Source organism: Candidatus Dependentiae bacterium, assembly GCA_016191325.1.
Taxonomy (GTDB): Bacteria; Babelota; Babeliae; order Babelales; family JACPOV01; genus JACPOV01.
The window spans coordinates 1,181,983-1,200,744 of sequence record JACPOV010000008.1; the positions used below are offsets into that span (position 1 = coordinate 1,181,983).

Consider the following 18,762-nt stretch of genomic DNA (forward strand, 5'->3'; position numbering starts at 1 on the left):
AATCCATAAGGATAATTGTGATTATTATTCGTGATGCGCAACTACAATTGGGCGAACACACCATATTTCGTGAATTGAGCGCAACGTTTCAGCCTCACCAAAAAGTTGGGCTCGTTGGCCGTAATGGCGCTGGCAAATCCACACTACTTAAAATCATTGCTGGTATGCAGCACTTTACTGATGGTTCACTTTCTCTTGATAAGCAACAAAAAATTGCGTACATGCCACAAGAGTTGGTGATGCAATCAGAAAAAAATGTTTTTGACGAAGCGTTTTCCGTTTTTGAACGGTACACCGTCCTTGAAAACCGAATGAAAGAGCTTGAAGATTTATTGACGTCGCAAGAAAACGACGATGCTGCAGATGCGGTTGAAGAATATGTGAGCGTGCAGGAAAAGCTGGCGCATTTTGATAGAGTGAATGCAGAGCGCAAAACGATGGAAATCTTGCTGGGGCTTGGATTTAAGAAAGAAAAATTGGAACTGCCGGTTAGTACATTAAGTGTTGGTTGGAAAATGCGTGTACTTCTAGCAAAACTTCTTTTGCAGGAAGCAGATTTTTATCTTTTTGATGAACCGACAAACCATTTAGATATCGTTGCAAAAGAATGGTTCTTCAATTTTTTAAAAAATGGATCGTTTGGTTATTTACTCGTAACCCATGATCGCTATTTTCTAGAGCATTGTTGCCCGCAAATTTTTGAGCTCGAGCTTGGGCGAGGAACGCTTTATAACGGTAATTTAACGTTTTATCTAGCCCAAAAAGAAGAACGACGCTTACAAGCAATTACCAAACGCGAGCGCCAGGATAAAGAAATTTCAAAAAAAGAGGATTGGGCGCAGCGCTGGGGAACCAAAGCTACTAAGGCAAAAATGGCACAAAGTATGCTTCGGCAGGTTGATCGCATTAAAGAAGAACTTGTTGAAGTTGAGCCGCTTTTACCTTCAATTCATTTAAAATTTCCTGAAACAGCACAATCAGGAAAAATCGTGCTGACGGTAAAAAATGTTCAGCATTCATTTGATAACAAAGAACTTTTTAGAAATGTTTCGTGCGAAATTGGCCGTGGTGAAAAAGTTGCTTTAATTGCGCCAAACGGCGTTGGTAAAACGACTCTTTTTGAGTTGGTTCACGAAAAACTACCGTTGCAAAATGGGTCCATAGAATTTGGGCATAATGCGGCGCCTGCATTTTTTGAACAGGATCAAACGCGCATCTTAAATCCTAAACTGACTGTTTTTGAGGAAGTGCAAGAATCGTCCCCGACAATTTCTGAGCAGATCATTCGCTCATTTTTGGGATCGTTTTTATTTTCTGGTGATGATGTTAAGAAAAAGATTGGTGTATTAAGCGGCGGAGAGCGCAACCGCGTTGCAATGGTAAAAGTACTTTTAAAAAGAGCTAATTTTTTGCTTCTTGATGAGCCAACTAACCATCTTGATATGTATGCACAAGATATTTTATTGCAAGCGTTGCAGCAATATACCGGAACTATTCTGATGGTATGCCATGATCACGATTTCATCCAAAAATTGGCCACTCGGATTCTGGAATTGACACCCACCGGCCTGAATAGTTATAACGGCGATTATGAATCGTATCTTTACGCAAAAAAACACATGCAAAATAATGCGGAGCAAAAAACGATTGCTCCTGCCCCGAAAAAAATTGAAGAACATGAGCCTCAGCCTCAAAAACATGAAAATAAAGATCTTTCTGTTTTGCGTAAGCACGTTGCCCAGCTTGAATCAAAGATATTTAAATTAGAGCAAGAGATGAAAAAGCTGACCGAACAGTTTGCTGATTTGCAATACGGCTCAGATGGTTATTATAAAGCTGAAAAGAAGTTTAAAGAAACACAAAACGAATTAAGTCTACGGCTCTCAGAATGGGAACAGCTACTTAAAGAATTGCATTAGCGATCGGCCATTTTTTTGGAGAAGCGAAAACTTTTATTCGAGCGTCGCGGTACCGCCCATAAGTTGCTGATAATAAACAGAACGCTTAATCAATTCATCGTGTGAATAAAAAATGAGATCTTTTTCTTGTGCAATTAATGAAAAATCTAAAATCCCGACCGCTTTTTCGATTGTTTTTATACGGTGCGCAATAACAATGGTGAGTGCGTTATACGCAAGTTCCAAAATCATTGCAGTGATCGCTTGTTCGCTTACTTCATCAAGGCTACTTGTTGGCTCATCGATTAAAATTAACGCTGGTTTATAGGCGTTTGCACGCAAATAAAGGCTGGCAAAATTCAACCGTTGTCGTTGGCCGCCAGAAATAGTGAGCCCGCCTTCGCCAATGAGCGTATCGAGCCCATTCTTTGATTCGAAAATAGTCCATAAGCCGACACGGCCCAAAATATCAATTAAATACTCATCGGTATATGTATTCAGTTTTTCTTCTGGCAGCCCAAAGAGTAAATTATAGCGAAGTGAGCCGCGTAAGCTAGAAGCTATTTGCCCTTGCATTGCAATAAGGGAACGGCGCATATAATCATCGATCGCATAAATATCAATGCCATCGATAAGCACGCTGCCGGTAAGCGGGTTAAGTTGCCCTCCTAAAATCGAAATCAGCGTACTCTTGCCAACGCCTGAAGGGCCAATAACGCCATAAAGTTTTGAGATTTGTTCTGAATTAACAAAGAGCGATAAGTTGTGATGATCAAAGATACTGTTTTGATCGGTATAGGAAAATGAAATATCGTTGGCTACGACCGAAATAGTAGAAGTTGATGCAACTGGCGGAATCATTTCTTCATCAGATTCTTGAAGAACCGGATAACTTTGTTTGCCAAAGGTTGGCAAGAAAGCAAAAAGATCTTTTATGCGAGTAAGAGAACGAGTCATCGTGCGAATTGGGCGCTCGAGGCTGATGATGCCATAGGTGCCTTGAATATACATCACCATCAAGGCAATACCATCAACGGCAGTTAAATTACCATGGTGAATATTTCCAAGAATATAGGTGCCCAGCAAAAAAACGGTAAATAAATACATAATTTTAATGATGGACCACATCGTGATATTTGCATTCCAGAGGCTGCGTTCTTGGCCAAAAAGTTTTATGTCGGTCTGCTTGAGCTGATGATTAATTTCATTGCTGGCAAAATATGAGCGTATAAGGTTGATCTGCGACAAATTTTCTTGGCCCATGGCTTTAACCGCATCATCAGCATCAATGAGTGTTCGTTCACGCGGAATAATAAAATAGCGAGAAAGCCCCAAATTAAATGCGAGAATTATTGCTAATAAACCCAAAAGCACAAAGCCGAGCCATACGCTTTCATACATTAACGATATAAGAGCGGTAACGATGCCAGCGCTATATCCCAAAATGTCGATAAGCACCGAATCAAGAAAGTTTTCATAGGCACGGGAAGCTCGATCAATTTTTCCTAAAACCGCACCCGTTTCACGGTGAGCGTGATACATTGGGTCCACCTGCAAAAGAAACTGATGCGCATTAAAATGGACGCTGTGAATACAGCGCAATTGCAGCGTCGAGTTCAATTTACGAACGAAATCCTGAAAAACTATCGAGCCGAGCCATGCTATCGAAAAATAAGCGAAATAATCATAGCGCTTGGCTGTAAATACCCATCCCAAAATAATTGGGCTTACGGTGTCGAAAATGTTTATACACGCCTCGCCAGCAGAGATAATAAAGACGCGCCATTTTTGGAGCCAAATAATGTGCCACCATGGTTTTTCAAAGTCCACATGGATAATTGGCGATTTTGTGCGCGGCATAAACGCTCCTTTTATTTTTTTGAAACGTTTGCAGTATACGAAAAAAGGAAATTAAACCGCAATTTTTTAATATTACTCTGAGAAAAACGGACAGTGCATATGTGCAATAGTATCCTTCGCTTGATCCAATTGGGCTCCATTCAGAACTTTTAGGTCTGCAAGGGCTTTTTGATGTTTAAGTATGAAATCGCAGCCTGATGGCGATTTTTTTTCAAAGCAGGCTTTTCGTTCCTTCAAATAGGTTTCTATTAACAGTTTATCGTTATTGTATTTTTTTGCCTTTTTCATTTGAAGATAAAGTCCTGCGGCCATTTGCGGATGTTGGGCTTTAATTTGTCTCATGAGTTGAGGCTCTTTTTGTAATTCTTCGCATGCACGAAAATCATCATTCAAGCATTCTTTTACAAAATATTTTCCTTGAGAAGTCAGTTGGCTTAACTGATTTATGTCCTGCGGATCGATAGTTTTTACGGGTTCATTCACATCCATTGCCAATGTTTGAAATGCCCAGATGAGAAAAAGAGCTAAGAGTTTGATGCGCATGGTAATCCTTTTTTTAAGAATTTTTCAAATTTTATCAAGCAATTTGATAGGGTGTATATAAAATTTCTGGCTTTGTTATGCTTATTTTAATCTATAAGGACTCTTATGAATATGGTTAGTTATAAAAAAGTGATGATTTCGATCTTATGCGCTTCTTGGATCGTGCTTTCTTTTGCAAGGAACTCTACGCAACAGGTTCCTAATCGAAAAACGATCTCGGGGCCGGTTGAGGTGTGCGGCTACGGACAATATAAAGATAGCGTCTTTCAGCAACGCGTGAACGTTAATGGTAAGCTTGATGTGATCGAGGTGGAATTTCGCAAGGCGATTTCAATCAATGGATCTGTTTTGGCAAAAAATAGTATTTTTTTTGAGACCGTTGATGTGAATGGTTCAATGGAAGCTGCCGGATCTCATTTTGAAAATACGATTACCTTTGATGGAAAATTATCATTGGAAAATTCCAGCGCAAAAGAAATTATCGTCGCAAATCACAACAAAAAGAATCAGAGCACATTGATTCTCAAGGGTGCGACCGTCGTGGTCGGCGATATTATATTTGAGGGAGAGCCTGGAACAGTTGAAATCCGCAAAGGGGCGAAAATCCTGGGATCGGTAAAAAACGGAAAAATTGTAACGAAAAGATAATTATCTTTTTTGGCTGCGCCATCTCATATAACAAAATGCCGCGGGTGCCAAAAGTGAGAAAGCGGTAACGCCAATTCGAAGCCAATTAAATTCTGAGTATGGTTCGACCAGTTTCATTTCGCCGTTGTTGGTTCTGATAAGTTCAGTAAGATAATAATTCTTAAAGAATCCTTGATTGCAAAATGTTAGTGACCTTCGTTCAGAATTGAGCCCTGAATCGCCTACTTTTTTATATTTTAGCGTCCCGAATTTCTTGTGATAAATAAATCTGGATTCTTTATTTGCAAGCGCCAGAGCAGCATTGGTGATATTTGGATTAAAATCTTTTGTTTTTAAATCGAGTGTTCCTGCTACTTTCTTTTCGTCTGAATTAAAGTATTTATAGAAAAAAATTGGTTGAGAGCTGTTATTCTCTTCGGTCGGAACTAAATAAAGAACGTGTGCACGGCGACCGTTAATTTTTACCGCTTCATAGGCTACTTGGTAATAACTATCTGCAAGAGTCTTGTCGTCATCGGTTGTTATTTCTATTTTTTTCCAATGCACAAATTCCTGGGACCATTTTTCCGATCCATTTTCATTTGCGATTGCAGGAAAAAGAGGATCTTGCGTGAAAGTAGATTGCATGAAGAAAATGAAAAAGAAATATAAAAATATATTCATAAAAAACTGATGGCTAAAAAGTTATGAACGTGAAATTGTGGCATTATTTAAAAACATTTCCCATCAAAAAGCAAGATAACGTAAATTGCAGACGTTTTGATTTATAGTGATGAACTATGATCTTGATCAACAGTTGCGTACAGTTTGAAAAAAATAGTTTTATAAAAATAATAAATTAACGCAGTTTTCTTTCTATTTTTGCTTTATACTTACTGTATGTTTTTTAATTATTTATAAGAGATGCTGCGTTATTTATGTTTGCACAGGTACGTTTACTCAATGGATTTCACGAATCGTTATGGTACGAAGTACCGCATGAGTTAAAAGAGCTCACCGTTGGTATGATTGTAAGCGTTCCATTGCGTGCGCGTGTGCTGCCTGCATTGATTCAAAAGATTTCGAGCACGCGGCCGAATGTTTCTTGGCAATTACGCTCAATCGAAGGGATTGAAAAAGTTCCTGAAGATGTGCATTATCAAAAATTTATTAATCAACTTGCGGATTACTATCAACTTTCGCCTCTCTATTTTGCGCAACGTTTACGTTCGTTTTTAACGCAAAAAGAGCATGAAATTGAATTAGCGGTAGCTAATTCAAACCTGCCAGAAGCGAAAATAGTAACATTGACCGATGAGCAGGAGTATGCAGTGAATCAAGTAACAAAAAAGATTGATGGGCAATCGTACTCACCATTTTTACTTCATGGATTAACAGGATCTGGAAAAACGGAAGTATATAAAAAAGCGCTGCAGCACGCGATTAACAATAAAAAGTCAGCGCTGGTTTTATTACCAGAAGTTTCATTGGCAGTACAATTTACGCAGCTTTTTCGCGTAGCGATGCCCGAGTGCACGATTTTTGGATTTCACAGCGCAGTGGGTATAAAAGAAAAGCGAGCGTTATGGCAAGCGCTTGTGCAGGGTGCGCCGCTCATTATTATCGGAGTGCATTTGCCCGTAATGCTGCCGATTAAAAATTTAGGCATAATTGTTGTTGATGAAGAACATGAAGTTGGTTATCAAGAAAAAAAACATCCGCGTATTAACAGCAAAGAAGCAGCTCTCGTGCGTGCACAAACCGCATGTATTCCTATAATTCTGGGGTCGGCCACCCCTTCAATCTCTTCGCTGTACGCTGTGCAGCAAAAAGGCTGGCAACTTCTTGAATTAAAAAATAGATATGCGGGATCTCTTCCTCGCATTGAAGTGGTTCAATTTGATAAAAATAAAAAAAGGCCAAATTTTTGGGTAAGCAAAGAGCTCTTTAATGCAATAACCGATAGACTTTTGAAAAAAGAGCAGACGATTTTATTTTTAAATCGACGCGGGCATAGTTTTTTCGTGCAATGCACAAAATGCGGCGAGATTGAGCGATGTACACACTGCTCAGTTACCCTTACGCTGCACGATCATGAACAATTATTATGCCATTATTGTGGCTTGAAAAAGCAAATGCCTCCAGCGTGTGTAGGATGTGGTGCCGATAAAACCTCTTTTTTGAAAAAAGGGATCGGTACGCAACAGCTCGTTTCTGTTATTCAATCTCTTTTTCCATCGGCGCATATTGAACGGGCCGACGTTGATGCCACCGTGAATAAAAAAAAGTGGCAGCAAACATTAAAATCGTTTCACGATGGGGCGATCGATATTTTGATAGGGACGCAGACGATCACTAAAGGGTATCATTTTCCAAAGGTGACCCTGGTTGGCGTTATTTGGGCCGATTTGAATTTACATTTTCCTATGTTTAACGCTGCAGAAACAACGCTACAGCAATTAATTCAAGTGGCGGGCAGGGCAGGCAGAGCGAGCCATGATAGTTTAGTTATTGTGCAAACCATGAGCGAGCATCCGATCTTTTCGTTTCTGAATGAAACCGATTATATAAAATTTTATGAAACCGAAATGATAACGCGCCAAGAAATCGAATATCCGCCTTATGCGCGCTTTGTAGAGATTGAACTTAAGCATACGGATGAAGCAATTGTGGAACGAGAAGCACAGCAACTTGTGCAACAACTTAATGCCAAATCACAATCAACTTCTTTAGCTGTGCGCGTTTTGGGCCCAGCGCGGCCATTGGTTCATAAAGTGAATAATTTATGTAGCAGAAAAATGTATTGCAAGGCATCAACAATGCTTGCAATACAGCGTCTTTTTCAATCAATTGATGAAAATAGCTATCAAAGCAGTATCTATTTTACTCCGCATCCGTTGAGTTAATTTTATCAAGAGCAAATGCTGCGTTTGCTAGCGTTGTGGTAACGCTCCCGTTTTTAATAGTTTTAGATCCATCGGCGCCTAAATCGATAAGTATAAGACAGGCTTGATGAGAAAAATTACTTCGCGAATCGAACGATTCAATTGTTGATTTCAATAACTTCGTGGCTTGTTCGTTAGAAAGATGCATCGAGTTTGGCGTCCGTAAAACATTGAGCCACATTTGGGGATTATTTCTTTCTGAAGCGGTCGCTAATTCTTTGGTTAAATCCTGTACATCCATTCCATATGCGGCATTATTAAAACGAGCAATAAAAATAAAAGCGGGAAAGTCGTAGTTGGTTTCATGGTACTCAATGAATAAAAGAGTTTAGCAATAGTTGCGTCATTAGCAGTTCATGCGAAGATTATTGTGCATCGGAAGGTTGTGCTGGTGGCGTTTTTTGTGCTCCGAGCTCAATAAGTTTTTGTTGGATTGAGGAAGTGCCATTGATTCCATCTAATTTGTGTAAAAGCTTCGTTGCATGATTTGCAGATATATCACCTTTTTGTACATATTGAATCATCTTGTACATCGATTTTACATTCTTGTTAGTAAAACATTTAGATAAAAATTCATAAGTTTCTTCTTCGTTAGGTTTTTTGCAATCTTCTGATTCTGAAGCGATTTCTTTGTTGTTTCTCTTAGCGTCCATACCGTTTATGCAAAAGGAAGTGACGAGCAAAAAAATAACATGAATTTTAATAGGCGATTTTATCTTCATTTTTACTACCACTAAAGAGATGGAATAAAAAAGTGGGTGCGATAATGTTGTAACTCTTTTATTGATTGCTCAATATCTTCCAGAGCTCGATGATTATCAGCTTTTTGAAAATTAATTTTTTCATTTGCTGGGTACCAACGTTTGATTACTTCTTTGATTGATGAAACATCAATTAAGCGATAATTAAAATAATTGAGAAGTATTGGCATGTATTTTTGCAAAAATATGCGATCTTGCCATACGGAATTGCCGGCTAAGCGTGCACTATTTGGTTTGCAGAAAAGTTTTACAAATTCGAGCGTTTCTGCTTCAGCTTGTTCGGTTGTAATAGTGGATTCTTGACTCGCGCGCGTTAATCCTGAAACGCCGTGTGTTTTTTTGCACCATTCGTTCATATGATCAAGAATCGAATCGGGCTGATGAATTACAAGATGGGGACCGTGTGCAATTAAATTGAGATTACCATCGGTGATAATTGTCGCAATTTCAAGAATAACATCGTATTCGATTTCCAATCCTGTCATTTCCAAATCGATCCAGACTAAATAATCATCTCTTTTTGTGATAGCTTTATTCATAGGTTTTTTCGATTGCTTACGAATGGTGTTCAACTATAGCCATTCTCGTTATACACTAATTAATATACTCATACTATCGAAAACGAGCGGATAAGGGCAAGGAGTTTTATGGATAAAATACGTATTGGCGTGCTTATGGGGGGCAAATCGCTCGAACGCGAAGTTTCATTCAACTCGGGGCGCACCGTTTGCGATCATCTTGATACATTCAATTTCGAAGTTGTTCCGCTTTATCAGAATATTACAGGTAAACTTTTTATTTTGCCGCTGCGTTTTTTGCATCGTGGTAAAACAACCGATTTTGAGCATCGGCTTGATGCGGAAGCGCAAGCGGTCAGCTGGGACGATCTTAAAAACTTTGTTGATGCAGTATATATAGCGCAGCATGGGCGCTATGCAGAAGATGGCACCATGCAGGGATTTCTTGAAGTACTTGGCATCCCATACGTTGGCAGCAAAGTTTTTGCAAGTGCTTTGGGGATGGATAAAATCATGCAAAAAAAAATACTCAATGCGAGCGGGGTTATGGTTCCGCGCTGCGTAGCGATAAGCGCGCATGAGCTACATCAAAAATTAGATGTACAAACTCTTCTTTCTGATATGGAAAAAGAAAAAATAATTTTCCCTTGCGTTGTAAAGCCGGCTAAAGAAGGTTCGAGCTTTGGTATTACCGTAGTACATTCTCCCGATGATTTGCTTGCGGCTATAAAAAAAGCGGCTCATTGCGACAACGGATTGATCCAATCTGTTATTATCGATGAAAAAATAACTGGTATGGAATTTACTACTATTATTATTACCGATAATGATGGCAATCTTGTTCCACTTTCTGTAACTGAGGTGGTGCCAAACCCTGCGCTCGAATATTTTGATTATGAACAAAAATATATGCCTGGAAAATCGGTGCTTTTTACACCTGCGCGTTGTACGCAAGAAGTTTTGGAAAAAATCCAAGAAGCGTGCTGCAAAGTAATGCGTGTGCTCGAATTTAAAAACAGCGCACGTATCGATGGAATTTTAGCGCCCGATGGTTCCATCTTTATTATTGATCCAAATACTTTTAGCGGTGCGAGCCCTTCAAGTTTTATGTTTAAACAAGCCGCGGAACGCAATATGAGCCACACGCAGCTTATTAATCATTTAATTGAAACTGAGCTACGTGCATATGGTAAACTAAGTAAGAGAGCCGATCTTGAAAAACGAATGGGAAAAATGGAAGGCGATTCAAAAAAGAGTTCTGAAAAAAAAATACGGGTTGCTGTTTTAATGGGAGGGGCATCTAATGAAAAAGAAATTTCCCTTGAATCTGGCCGAAACGTATTTTATAAATTATCGCCGCATAACTATGATGCAATTCCTGTTTTTGTAAATCATCAGCTAGAGCTTTTTATTCTTGATCAAAAACTTTTGGTTTCAAGTTCAACTGGCGAGATAGAAAAAAATGTAGACCGTGCGCAAAAAATTTCTTGGGCGTCATTGCCCGAGCATGCAGATTTTGTATTTATCGGGCTGCATGGCGGCGCAGGAGAAAATGGCTCCGTTCAGGGAACGCTTGAAATGTTGGGACTTCCGTATAATGGTTCTTCAGTTCTTGCCAGTGCGTTGTGCATGGATAAGTGGAAAACGAATTCGTTCTTACGATCAGAGGGATTTGAAGTACCTCGCGGTTTGCTGCTTGAAAAAACTTCATGGGAAAATGATCAAAAGCGCATAAAAAAAGATCTCGCTGAGCAGGTCGGCGCATTTCCGTATATTGTAAAGCCGCATGATGATGGTTGCAGCGTTATGGTTAGCAAAGTGAATAACGATGATGAACTTGAGCGAGCAATGCAAACAATTTTTAATCAAGGCAAAACTGCAGCGCTCATTGAAGAATTAGTTGTCGGGATGGAATTGACCGTTGGTGTGCTTGGTAATCATGAACCTCAAGCATTGCCACCAAGCCAAGCGGTAGTTGCCGGATCAATTTTATCAATAGAGGAAAAATTTTTACCCGGAGCTGGAGAAAATCAAACTCCTGCATTACTGCCAAAAGCGACATTAGAATATGTTCAGCGCGTTATAGAAAAAGTTTTTTCTGCAGTTGGTTGTAGAGGATATGCGCGCATTGATTGTTTTTATCAAACGGCCGAGCAGAGCGCAACGGGAAAAGAGCGAGTGGTTATTTTAGAAATTAATACGCTGCCTGGCCTGACGCCGGCCACATGTATTTTTCATCAAGCGGCGGAACTTGGCATGAGGCCGATGGATTTTATTAATCAAATTGTTCAGCTCGGCTTGCAAGCTCATGAAGAACAATTTGTCGGTGTTTTGGAAAAAACATTAGAAAGTGCAACGGCAAAATAATAAAAGGAAGTAATTATGAAAGATGTATTAGTAGGTTTTTTATTCGTGTGTTGTGTTCAATTGCAATGCACGGAGCCATTAAAAAGTTGGCAGCAACGATTTGCGCAATTTATTATATCTAAAGATCGTTTCGCACAAGTGCAAAATAAACCGGAAGAACTATCTGCGGGCAAATCGCGCGAAAATAATGCTGTACCAAAAAGATCTAAGAGAAAAACAATCAACGACAGATTGGTAGAGATTGCTGTAAGTTCTTGTTTTGACTAAAAAAAGCCCCGATAAATTCGGGGCTTTAATCGTTCTTTTTTTCTTTAATCTAAGCCACCCAAGCCTACTTTTTCAGGATTGCGTGCCGCATATACTAAGCCGATGCTAGCGGCGCCAAGCGTAGCTCCAGGAAGTTTTTGAAAAATAGCTTGCTTTGTGCTGGTAGCGGGTGGGCAATTTTTCAAACACGGCCATGCACCACCAAATTTCCAAAATGAGTATACGCTTGCCATTCCGCATAATGCGCTGGCACCATAAAGCCAGGTCGAAGCTTTTTTATAGAATGGTTTTGCGTTATTGTTATTCTCAACTGCGTTTGAATTTTGCATTGCAATACCGCACATTGCTGCTAAAACTAATGCTTTAAATTTCATAGAGTCTCCTACTTAAAAGAATACAATTTAGTCTATTGCGCGAACGAACCTAACAAAAGTTGCCGTAAATGAAAAGATATACAAAAAAAGAGGAAAGTTTTTGTGCAATTTTTATCTGAGCAGATAAAAAATTAATTGTCATTTGGTTGGAAAGCGTTTTCGATGTAATCGATTTTAAATTTTTCGCCTACTTGATGCACAAGTGCTATATCGAAGCGAAGTATGTAATCACGTAGTTTGTTTTCAAGAATATATGAATGCGCAGTTATAATAATTTTTCGCTGCTTTGAAGGAACAATAATTTCTGAAAGGGCAAAATAATTTGAGGTGCGCGTTTTAACTTCAACAAATACAATCAAATCTTTTTTTTGAGCGATGATATCTATTTCGCCACCCTTTTTTCTAAAATTGCGCGCAACTATTGTATAATTATTTGATAAAAGGTGCTGAACAGCGGCATCTTCACCAAGCTGCCCAATTATTTTTCTTGAATTTTGCTCAGAATCGATGAACATAATCAGGTTTTTTTTGCGTATTGGAAACGAGCAGGGTTGGCGAGTATCCTGGGAATTTTGATTCAAGAAGTAACGTTTTCTCTTTGAGAAGTTCTGTATTGCCTTGCAAATGTGCTAAATAAGCTTCCAACTCAAGACACTGTGCATCAAAACGCCCTGTTGGTACAAACGTCTTTTGAATATTTTTCAGCCGTGCTTCAGCCGCTTTAATATTATGCTGTTTTGCATAAAAGTTGAAAATGCCTTTTTCATGCTCGAAAAGATCGTTATAGCACGTAGTTTGAATTTTTTTCACTTCATCGCGGAACGCCTGCTCCAACGATTCTTGTTCTAGATACGCGGTTATCATATCGAGCGTTTTTGTGGTTCTCGTTTGATCGTGCGGGGGTACAAGTTGAGCATAGAAATTGCAAAGTATTTTTTTATATTCCGCATAATCGCGATCTTTGCTGCCAGGATATAATTTTACATATTCGCGATAGTAACGCGCCGCCTCTTTCATCTTGCCATCATCAAAATAAATGTCCGCTCGTTCTAGGCGAAGTTGCTGCACTTCTTGTTGGTCGGTGCTCATGATAATAAGTTGATCTATGATTTTTTGTCGATCCGATTCGTATCCGCGAGCATAATCGATCGCAAGCCGAATGCGTAATTCCTCGACGTTCAAATCTTTAACGAGTTTATGCTGAATTTCTTTCTCTCTCTTTGTTTCATCTTGATTTTTTGGGGAAGCATAAGAGACACAGATTTCTTTTTTTGTGCGCGGCTCTTTAAGAATCAACTTTTTTCTATGATTCAATCTGCAAGAAGAGAGCGATAAAACCATTATCAGAATGGCAACGGCATACGAATAAATACGATTCATGAGCATGGTAGATGTCTTGAGAAACATGTTTTAATCAAAATATATCACTTCTAACCCTATCAAAAAAGATGGGTATCGGCAAACGAATCTGAAGCGGCCAGCGTACCCTACTATTTGGCGATAAAAGTCTATGAAGGGTATAGTAACTGTGTTATGTTGAAACGGTATAGTACCTTCTAACGGTAAAAATAACGTATTTTAAGGCGCACTATGGTGATGAAAAAAAAACTTGGCGAGCTTTTAGTTGCTCAGGGTGCATTAACCGAACAGCAGTTGCACGAAGCTGAACGTGCGGCTCATGCTGCTGGGCAGACAATTGAGGCATATCTCAAGGAACAAAAAATAGTTCCGGCCGCTGCGCTTGCGCAAGCCTATGCAGGATTGGTGGGTGCTGAATATATCGGCAAAATTACTGAAAAAATGGCAGATCCTGGATTACTCGCTAAGGTGCCGCTTCGTTTTTTACGAAAAAATAGTGTTGTTCCGATTGTACTTGATGGCAAGGTTATCTTAGTAACTGCTAATCCCCTGGATTATCAACCGATCGATGAGCTTAGTAGTTTACTGGGCGGAGATATTGGCGTTGGCGTTACCACTAACGATGTCATCATCGATGCGATAAACCGTTATTATCCCCTTGAAGGCACCAAGCAAATGATAGAAGAGCTTGGCGAAGAAAAAGGGGCGCCAGAAGCAGTAGATTTTTCAGAAATTGAAGAAAAAGATATTATGGCGATGGCGGCCGAGGCACCGATTATAAAATTGGTGAACCATATTTTGGTACAGGCTGCCAAACGGGGTGCTTCAGATATTCATATTGAGCCATTCGAAAAAGAGGTACGTGTTCGCTATAGGATTGATGGCGTAATGTACAATGCTTTCAATCCGCCAAAGCGTATTCAAGCTGCGCTTGCATCACGTATAAAAATTATGGCCAATCTTAACATCGCAGAAAAAAGAATTCCTCAAGATGGAAGAATCGAAATAAAAGTTGCCGATAAAGCGATCGATATTCGTGTTTCGATTTTACCGGTAACGTTTGGTGAGCGGATTGTTCTGCGCTTGCTTGATAAAACGCGTACTTTCTCACGTCTGAAAGATCTTGGATTTAGTGCGCGCGATTATAAAGTTATCGAAGCGAGTATTGCTCGGCCTAACGGCATTATATTTGTTTCTGGTCCAACCGGTTCTGGTAAAACATCGACTCTTTATTCTATTTTATCTGAGCTCAACCAGCCGGATGTAAATATTGTGACCGTTGAAGATCCTGTTGAATATCAAATGCCCGGCATTGGCCAAGTTCAAGTAAAAGAAAAAATAGGATTAACTTTTGCGGCAGCGTTGCGCTCAATTCTGCGTCAAGACCCTGATATTATTATGATCGGTGAAATCCGAGACCAAGAAACAGGGCAGATCGCAATTCAAGCAGCATTAACAGGCCACTTAGTTTTGAGCACGATCCACACGAACAATGCTCCCGCTACGATAACGCGATTGCTTGATATGGGAATAGAACCATATCTTATTGCATCATCGGTTGTGGCGATTCTGGCGCAACGACTTGTTCGTACTCTTTGCCCACATTGTAAAAAAGTATATAAACCGACCGCCGAAGAAATTGAAAGTTTAGGTATAACTGCAAAAGAAGCAGCAGAAATTACTTTCTATATGGCAGTAGGCTGCGAAGAATGTGGCGGCACGGGCTATAAAGGGCGAATGGCAATCTTTGAAGTTATGGAGATGAGTAACGACATTGCGAAACTAACAATGGAACGTGCCGACATGTCCATAATTCGCAAAGAAGCGCTCAAAGAAGGAATGACCATGTTAGTAAGCGATGGTTTGCGCAGAATTAAAGAAGGCCTTACTACGATTCAAGAAGTTGTTCGAGTTGCTGCTGCAGAAGAAGAAATGATTGAGTAATTTTTAGGGGGGCAATGGCACGCGCGATTCAATCAGGAAGTTCGTTGCTTGAGCTTTTGATTGTATTTGGAACGATTGCTCTTTTAATGACGATGGTAATTGCGCAGGTGCCAAGTATAAAGCGCTATGCAATACGCGCTGAAATTGAAAAATTACGTTCCGCATTTTGGTATCTAGGGCAACGTGCTCAAATTGAAAATAAAGATTTTGTGATCTCCTTTGATATACCAAACAGCAGTTATCGTGTTGATGATCGACAGCACAAACTGCCATCATGCGTTCGTTTTGGTGCCGCTGCGGATATTTACGGGCCACCATCAGACCCAAAGAATAGAATAAGTTCGGCAATAACTTTTAAGGATAACCGAGCAGTGTTTCATCCCGATGGGACTATTTCTTCGGGAACAATTTACCTGTATGCGCCAGAGAGTAAAAATAGTTATGCGCTTACGCTTCCTGTTGGGCTTGTTTCCTATATAAGACTTTATCGTTATCAGCGTGAATGGAAATTGATAGAATGATCCGGTTTGATTTTTTAAGCCGTTTTCTGATTGCAGGGGCTATCGGAATTTGCTTGGCGATTATTATTACCCAAAACGATGAACGTTTTAAAAAAAACTGCGAAAAAAAAATAAAGCAGATTTTTGAAGAAACCTTTTCTTGCAAAGTGCAGGAAGGGCACATAGAAAGTATTAATTTTTTCACTGGTAGAGTGATCGGAAAAAATATAAAAATTTGTGCGCTTGATGATTCTTGGTTTTGGCAAGCGCCGCTTCTTGAGTTAAAGGTACCCTGGCTATTTTCAATCATAAATAAAAAAATTGGTTTAGAAATTTCTTTAAAAAACATGGAAGCCCATTCTCAATTTTCAAATGGGAGGCCAGCGATAGTTGATCATATTCATTCAATGATTGATGGGCCGGAAGGTATGCCAGTAATGCTTAAATCTCTTTCATTGAATGAAACTACCTTTCGATTGGACCACGAGATTGATTTACATAGTTCATTCAACCTCTCTATCGATAATAGAGATGATGGCGTAAAAATTTCTTGCGCAGTGTTAGATGGAAGCTTATTAAATAAAAAAAATGTTAGTCTTAATAAAATTTCAGGTTCATGCGTTATTGAAAAAGAAACGGGTGAATCAATTCCTATCTTTACTTGTAATCTAAAATGCAAACCGGATCGCGTGCTTTTTGATGACGATACAGAGCTTATTATTAATGCCAAAAGTGACGGTGAAAATATTGTTGCAACTCTGGGCACTTTAAATAATCCCAGCTTTGTGCATGCTAAAGGAAAAGCACGATCATTTTCTGATTATTATTTGGTAATTGATGCGGAGATGCTGGTTTCATCGTTAATGAAGGCGCTTGGTGTTCAAGATCATGCACAATTTTGTAAAGGGACAGGATCTGTAACTGCAAAAATTAATCAGGATGCAGCAGGGTGTTTTGTCGATTGTTCAGCGCATTTAAAAGAAGCTTCTTATAATAATTTTTCGCTCGGTTCAATTGATGTTGCAGCGAAATTGAATGATGCGCGCTGGCAAGGATTATTTTCGATCATGACGCCGTTGGCATCTCAATTAAATGGATCTTTTGGATTTGATCAACAAACGATGGCCGGTTCATTTGATTGCGCATTAGCCGAAATGTTTGCAATAGAAGGCACGCAGTGGCAAATCGAATCTGAGGGAACACAAATAACAGCAAACTATGATAACCGTCGGGGCCTTGAGGGTTCATACGTAGTTCATTTAAAAAATCGCATCGATCATAGCTTACGAGAAATTTCGGGAACTATGCATGCCGATGGCTCAGCAGGCACACTACAAGGGCGACTGGGTGAAGCAAGCTATTGCGCGCAATTTGTGACAAATGCTGCGGGAATAATTATTGATGGAAGTTATAAGAACAAAGAGAAAGAATTAATAAAGATATCGTGCTCTGAAGATAAAATCGTGCAGGGAGAGATCGATTATCAAATTATTCGTAATGTACTGAAAGAAGTTTTCAACATTTCAGTAAAAGGGGAAGGGAAAATTACTCTTTCTGCTCAATATAAAAATGGTCTTATTGAGGGCAATATCAAAATGGTTGACGGAACTATTCAACTTACGCCGACCTATAACTTTATAAAAAAAATTAATGCAGAAATTTCACTTGATTTTGCAAAACGCGCATTATCTTTAAGAAATGTAGGGATAGATCTTCTTGAAGGATCAATAAAAACTGAGCGCGCTGCTTTCATGCTTGATTCGTGGGGCCGTTTACAATTTATGCATATTCCCTGCGTACTAGAAAGAGTTTTTTTTAATATTGAAAAAGAATGCTTTGTTGTTATTTCAGGCAATTCTCTTTTTTATAAAAATGATGATCAAACAACTATTTACGGTCGACTTGTTCTTGATAAGGGACAACTTAAAAAGAATATTTTCTCGCTCATTACCTCAAAGCAGCATATTGCGCCGTTCAAAACACCGTTTGAGCAAACTGCATTTGATGGTGATCTTGATATCGCCTTGATGACGCGCAAACCGTTGAGTGTGAAAACTTCGTTTCTGGATACTGATGCAGCTCTGAATTGGCAAGTGAAAGGAACGGTGAGAGAGCCGCTGGTGACGGGAAAAATTTTACTCTCTCGCGGATTGTTGAACTTTCCTTATAAACCGCTTTTTATTACGCAGGGAAAAATATTTTTTGTACCGCCCCATCTTTTTGATCCAGAAATAACACTAGTGGCAAAAGGGCGTATTCGCCATTATGATTTAACGCTCCGCATTGGAGGTTCAGTTGAACATCCGCATATCAATTTTGAGTCGACACCGCCGCTGACAGAAGAACAAATTATAACGTTGCTTTTAATCGGATCGGAAAGCGGATCATTATCTCTTATTATGCCAACGCTTATCATGAATAATGTACAGCATCTTTTGTTCGGCCCAGAACAATCGATATCAAAACTTGAAAGTTATTTTAAAAGTTTACTTACACCACTAAAGAATATAAGAATTGTGCCGAGTTTCACCGATCAATCAGCGCGTGGCGGATTGCGAGGCGCGATAGAGATAGATGTTAACGATCAGTTACATGGACTTGTTCAGAAAAACTTTAGTCAGCTTGAAGATACTAAATTTGAAGTGGAATATTATCTTTCTGACGATATCACTTTGCGCGCGATCAAAGATGAGCACGGGGATCTTGGTGGTGAGCTCGAGGTGAAATGGAAGTTCTGATAGGCAATCTGCAGCTTCTATGTCTCATAATTGCAAAGCACAAAAGATTATTGTACGCTAG

General features: G+C 39.4%; 17 protein-coding genes. 8 read left to right on the forward strand and 9 right to left on the reverse strand.

Annotated features, from left to right (window positions below):
- The first annotated feature begins 17 nt into the window (after positions 1 to 17).
- The gene (locus HYX58_06175; GenBank protein MBI2775570.1) at positions 18 to 1,919 is read left to right on the forward strand and encodes an ATP-binding cassette domain-containing protein; all 1,902 of its coding nucleotides are present in this window, start codon (positions 18 to 20) and stop codon (positions 1,917 to 1,919) included.
- Positions 1,920 to 1,952: 33 nt separating this feature from the next.
- On the opposite strand, the gene HYX58_06180 is transcribed toward HYX58_06175, so the two are convergent.
- Both HYX58_06180 and HYX58_06185 read right to left on the reverse strand, forming a co-directional pair.
- Positions 1,953 to 3,758: an ABC transporter ATP-binding protein gene (locus HYX58_06180; GenBank protein MBI2775571.1), complete on the reverse strand. Its 1,806-nt coding sequence runs from the start codon at positions 3,756 to 3,758 to the stop codon at positions 1,953 to 1,955.
- 72 nt (positions 3,759 to 3,830) lie between these two features.
- Entirely contained in the window at positions 3,831 to 4,301 is a 471-nt protein-coding gene (locus HYX58_06185; protein ID MBI2775572.1) for a hypothetical protein, read from the reverse strand.
- 105 nt (positions 4,302 to 4,406) lie between these two features.
- On the opposite strand from HYX58_06185, the gene HYX58_06190 reads away from it, so the two are divergent.
- Positions 4,407 to 4,949 (forward strand): hypothetical protein, encoded by a 543-nt coding sequence (locus HYX58_06190; GenBank protein ID MBI2775573.1) that lies wholly within the window; start codon positions 4,407 to 4,409, stop codon positions 4,947 to 4,949.
- On the opposite strand, the gene HYX58_06195 is transcribed toward HYX58_06190, so the two are convergent.
- On the reverse strand, positions 4,950 to 5,612 hold the full coding sequence (locus HYX58_06195; GenBank protein ID MBI2775574.1) for a hypothetical protein: 663 nt from the start codon (positions 5,610 to 5,612) through the stop codon (positions 4,950 to 4,952). It lies immediately after the preceding gene.
- Between the two features lie 254 nt (positions 5,613 to 5,866).
- On the opposite strand from HYX58_06195, the gene priA reads away from it, so the two are divergent.
- Positions 5,867 to 7,834 (forward strand): primosomal protein N', encoded by a 1,968-nt coding sequence (priA, locus tag HYX58_06200; protein MBI2775575.1) that lies wholly within the window; start codon positions 5,867 to 5,869, stop codon positions 7,832 to 7,834.
- On the opposite strand, the gene HYX58_06205 is transcribed toward priA, so the two are convergent.
- From HYX58_06205 to orn, 3 genes are all read right to left on the reverse strand, one after another.
- On the reverse strand, positions 7,812 to 8,114 hold the full coding sequence (locus HYX58_06205) for a hypothetical protein (GenBank protein ID MBI2775576.1): 303 nt from the start codon (positions 8,112 to 8,114) through the stop codon (positions 7,812 to 7,814). The two genes, priA and HYX58_06205, sit on opposite strands and share 23 nt — an antisense overlap.
- A gap of 124 nt (positions 8,115 to 8,238) precedes the next feature.
- A complete protein-coding gene (locus tag HYX58_06210) occupies positions 8,239 to 8,595 on the reverse strand; it encodes a hypothetical protein (GenBank protein MBI2775577.1) in 357 nt (118 codons plus the stop codon).
- An 11-nt stretch (positions 8,596 to 8,606) separates the two neighbouring features.
- The gene (orn, locus tag HYX58_06215) at positions 8,607 to 9,173 is read right to left on the reverse strand and encodes an oligoribonuclease (GenBank protein ID MBI2775578.1); all 567 of its coding nucleotides are present in this window, start codon (positions 9,171 to 9,173) and stop codon (positions 8,607 to 8,609) included.
- Positions 9,174 to 9,281: 108 nt separating this feature from the next.
- Here orn and HYX58_06220 point away from each other — a divergent pair, with 108 nt between their 5' ends.
- A complete protein-coding gene (locus HYX58_06220) occupies positions 9,282 to 11,519 on the forward strand; it encodes an ATP-grasp domain-containing protein (GenBank protein ID MBI2775579.1) in 2,238 nt (745 codons plus the stop codon).
- A 15-nt stretch (positions 11,520 to 11,534) separates the two neighbouring features.
- Positions 11,535 to 11,786, forward strand: coding sequence for a hypothetical protein (locus HYX58_06225; GenBank protein ID MBI2775580.1), 252 nt, complete (start codon positions 11,535 to 11,537; stop codon positions 11,784 to 11,786).
- A 44-nt stretch (positions 11,787 to 11,830) separates the two neighbouring features.
- Here HYX58_06225 and HYX58_06230 read toward each other — a convergent pair whose 3' ends face one another.
- From HYX58_06230 to bamD, 3 genes are all read right to left on the reverse strand, one after another.
- Positions 11,831 to 12,160, reverse strand: coding sequence for a hypothetical protein (locus HYX58_06230; GenBank protein MBI2775581.1), 330 nt, complete (start codon positions 12,158 to 12,160; stop codon positions 11,831 to 11,833).
- A gap of 131 nt (positions 12,161 to 12,291) precedes the next feature.
- The gene (locus tag HYX58_06235) at positions 12,292 to 12,675 is read right to left on the reverse strand and encodes a YraN family protein (protein MBI2775582.1); all 384 of its coding nucleotides are present in this window, start codon (positions 12,673 to 12,675) and stop codon (positions 12,292 to 12,294) included.
- The gene (bamD, locus tag HYX58_06240; protein MBI2775583.1) at positions 12,659 to 13,540 is read right to left on the reverse strand and encodes an outer membrane protein assembly factor BamD; all 882 of its coding nucleotides are present in this window, start codon (positions 13,538 to 13,540) and stop codon (positions 12,659 to 12,661) included. Before bamD ends, HYX58_06235 begins: the two co-directional genes overlap by 17 nt.
- Positions 13,541 to 13,756: 216 nt before the next feature.
- Between bamD and gspE the strand changes: the two genes are divergently transcribed.
- The 3 genes from gspE to HYX58_06255 are packed head-to-tail and all read left to right on the forward strand — an operon-like array spanning position 13,757 to position 18,701.
- Positions 13,757 to 15,463 carry a type II secretion system ATPase GspE gene (gspE, locus tag HYX58_06245; GenBank protein ID MBI2775584.1) on the forward strand — a complete coding sequence of 569 codons (1,707 nt, stop codon included), beginning with the start codon at positions 13,757 to 13,759 and terminating at the stop codon, positions 15,461 to 15,463.
- 14 nt (positions 15,464 to 15,477) lie between these two features.
- On the forward strand, positions 15,478 to 15,984 hold the full coding sequence (locus HYX58_06250) for a type II secretion system protein (GenBank protein MBI2775585.1): 507 nt from the start codon (positions 15,478 to 15,480) through the stop codon (positions 15,982 to 15,984).
- Entirely contained in the window at positions 15,981 to 18,701 is a 2,721-nt protein-coding gene (locus HYX58_06255; GenBank protein ID MBI2775586.1) for a translocation/assembly module TamB domain-containing protein, read from the forward strand. Before HYX58_06250 ends, HYX58_06255 begins: the two co-directional genes overlap by 4 nt.
- The last annotated feature ends 61 nt before the right edge of the window (positions 18,702 to 18,762 follow it).

Bases quoted from the DNA above. Each gene is read 5' to 3' on its own strand.
- HYX58_06255 (MBI2775586.1), top strand. From the start codon at position 15,981: ATGATCCGGTTTGATTTTTTAAGCCGTTTTCTGATTGCAGGGGCTATC.
- HYX58_06185 (MBI2775572.1), bottom strand. From the start codon at position 4,301: ATGCGCATCAAACTCTTAGCTCTTTTTCTCATCTGGGCATTTCAAACA.
- priA (MBI2775575.1), top strand. From the start codon at position 5,867: ATGTTTGCACAGGTACGTTTACTCAATGGATTTCACGAATCGTTATGG.
- HYX58_06225 (MBI2775580.1), top strand. From the start codon at position 11,535: ATGAAAGATGTATTAGTAGGTTTTTTATTCGTGTGTTGTGTTCAATTG.
- gspE (MBI2775584.1), top strand. From the start codon at position 13,757: ATGAAAAAAAAACTTGGCGAGCTTTTAGTTGCTCAGGGTGCATTAACC.
- HYX58_06205 (MBI2775576.1), bottom strand. From the start codon at position 8,114: ATGGATGTACAGGATTTAACCAAAGAATTAGCGACCGCTTCAGAAAGA.
- HYX58_06195 (MBI2775574.1), bottom strand. From the start codon at position 5,612: ATGAATATATTTTTATATTTCTTTTTCATTTTCTTCATGCAATCTACT.
- HYX58_06180 (MBI2775571.1), bottom strand. From the start codon at position 3,758: ATGCCGCGCACAAAATCGCCAATTATCCATGTGGACTTTGAAAAACCA.
- HYX58_06235 (MBI2775582.1), bottom strand. From the start codon at position 12,675: ATGTTCATCGATTCTGAGCAAAATTCAAGAAAAATAATTGGGCAGCTT.
- HYX58_06250 (MBI2775585.1), top strand. From the start codon at position 15,478: ATGGCACGCGCGATTCAATCAGGAAGTTCGTTGCTTGAGCTTTTGATT.
- HYX58_06220 (MBI2775579.1), top strand. From the start codon at position 9,282: ATGGATAAAATACGTATTGGCGTGCTTATGGGGGGCAAATCGCTCGAA.
- HYX58_06210 (MBI2775577.1), bottom strand. From the start codon at position 8,595: ATGAAGATAAAATCGCCTATTAAAATTCATGTTATTTTTTTGCTCGTC.
- HYX58_06190 (MBI2775573.1), top strand. From the start codon at position 4,407: ATGAATATGGTTAGTTATAAAAAAGTGATGATTTCGATCTTATGCGCT.
- HYX58_06230 (MBI2775581.1), bottom strand. From the start codon at position 12,160: ATGAAATTTAAAGCATTAGTTTTAGCAGCAATGTGCGGTATTGCAATG.
- orn (MBI2775578.1), bottom strand. From the start codon at position 9,173: ATGAATAAAGCTATCACAAAAAGAGATGATTATTTAGTCTGGATCGAT.
- bamD (MBI2775583.1), bottom strand. From the start codon at position 13,540: ATGAATCGTATTTATTCGTATGCCGTTGCCATTCTGATAATGGTTTTA.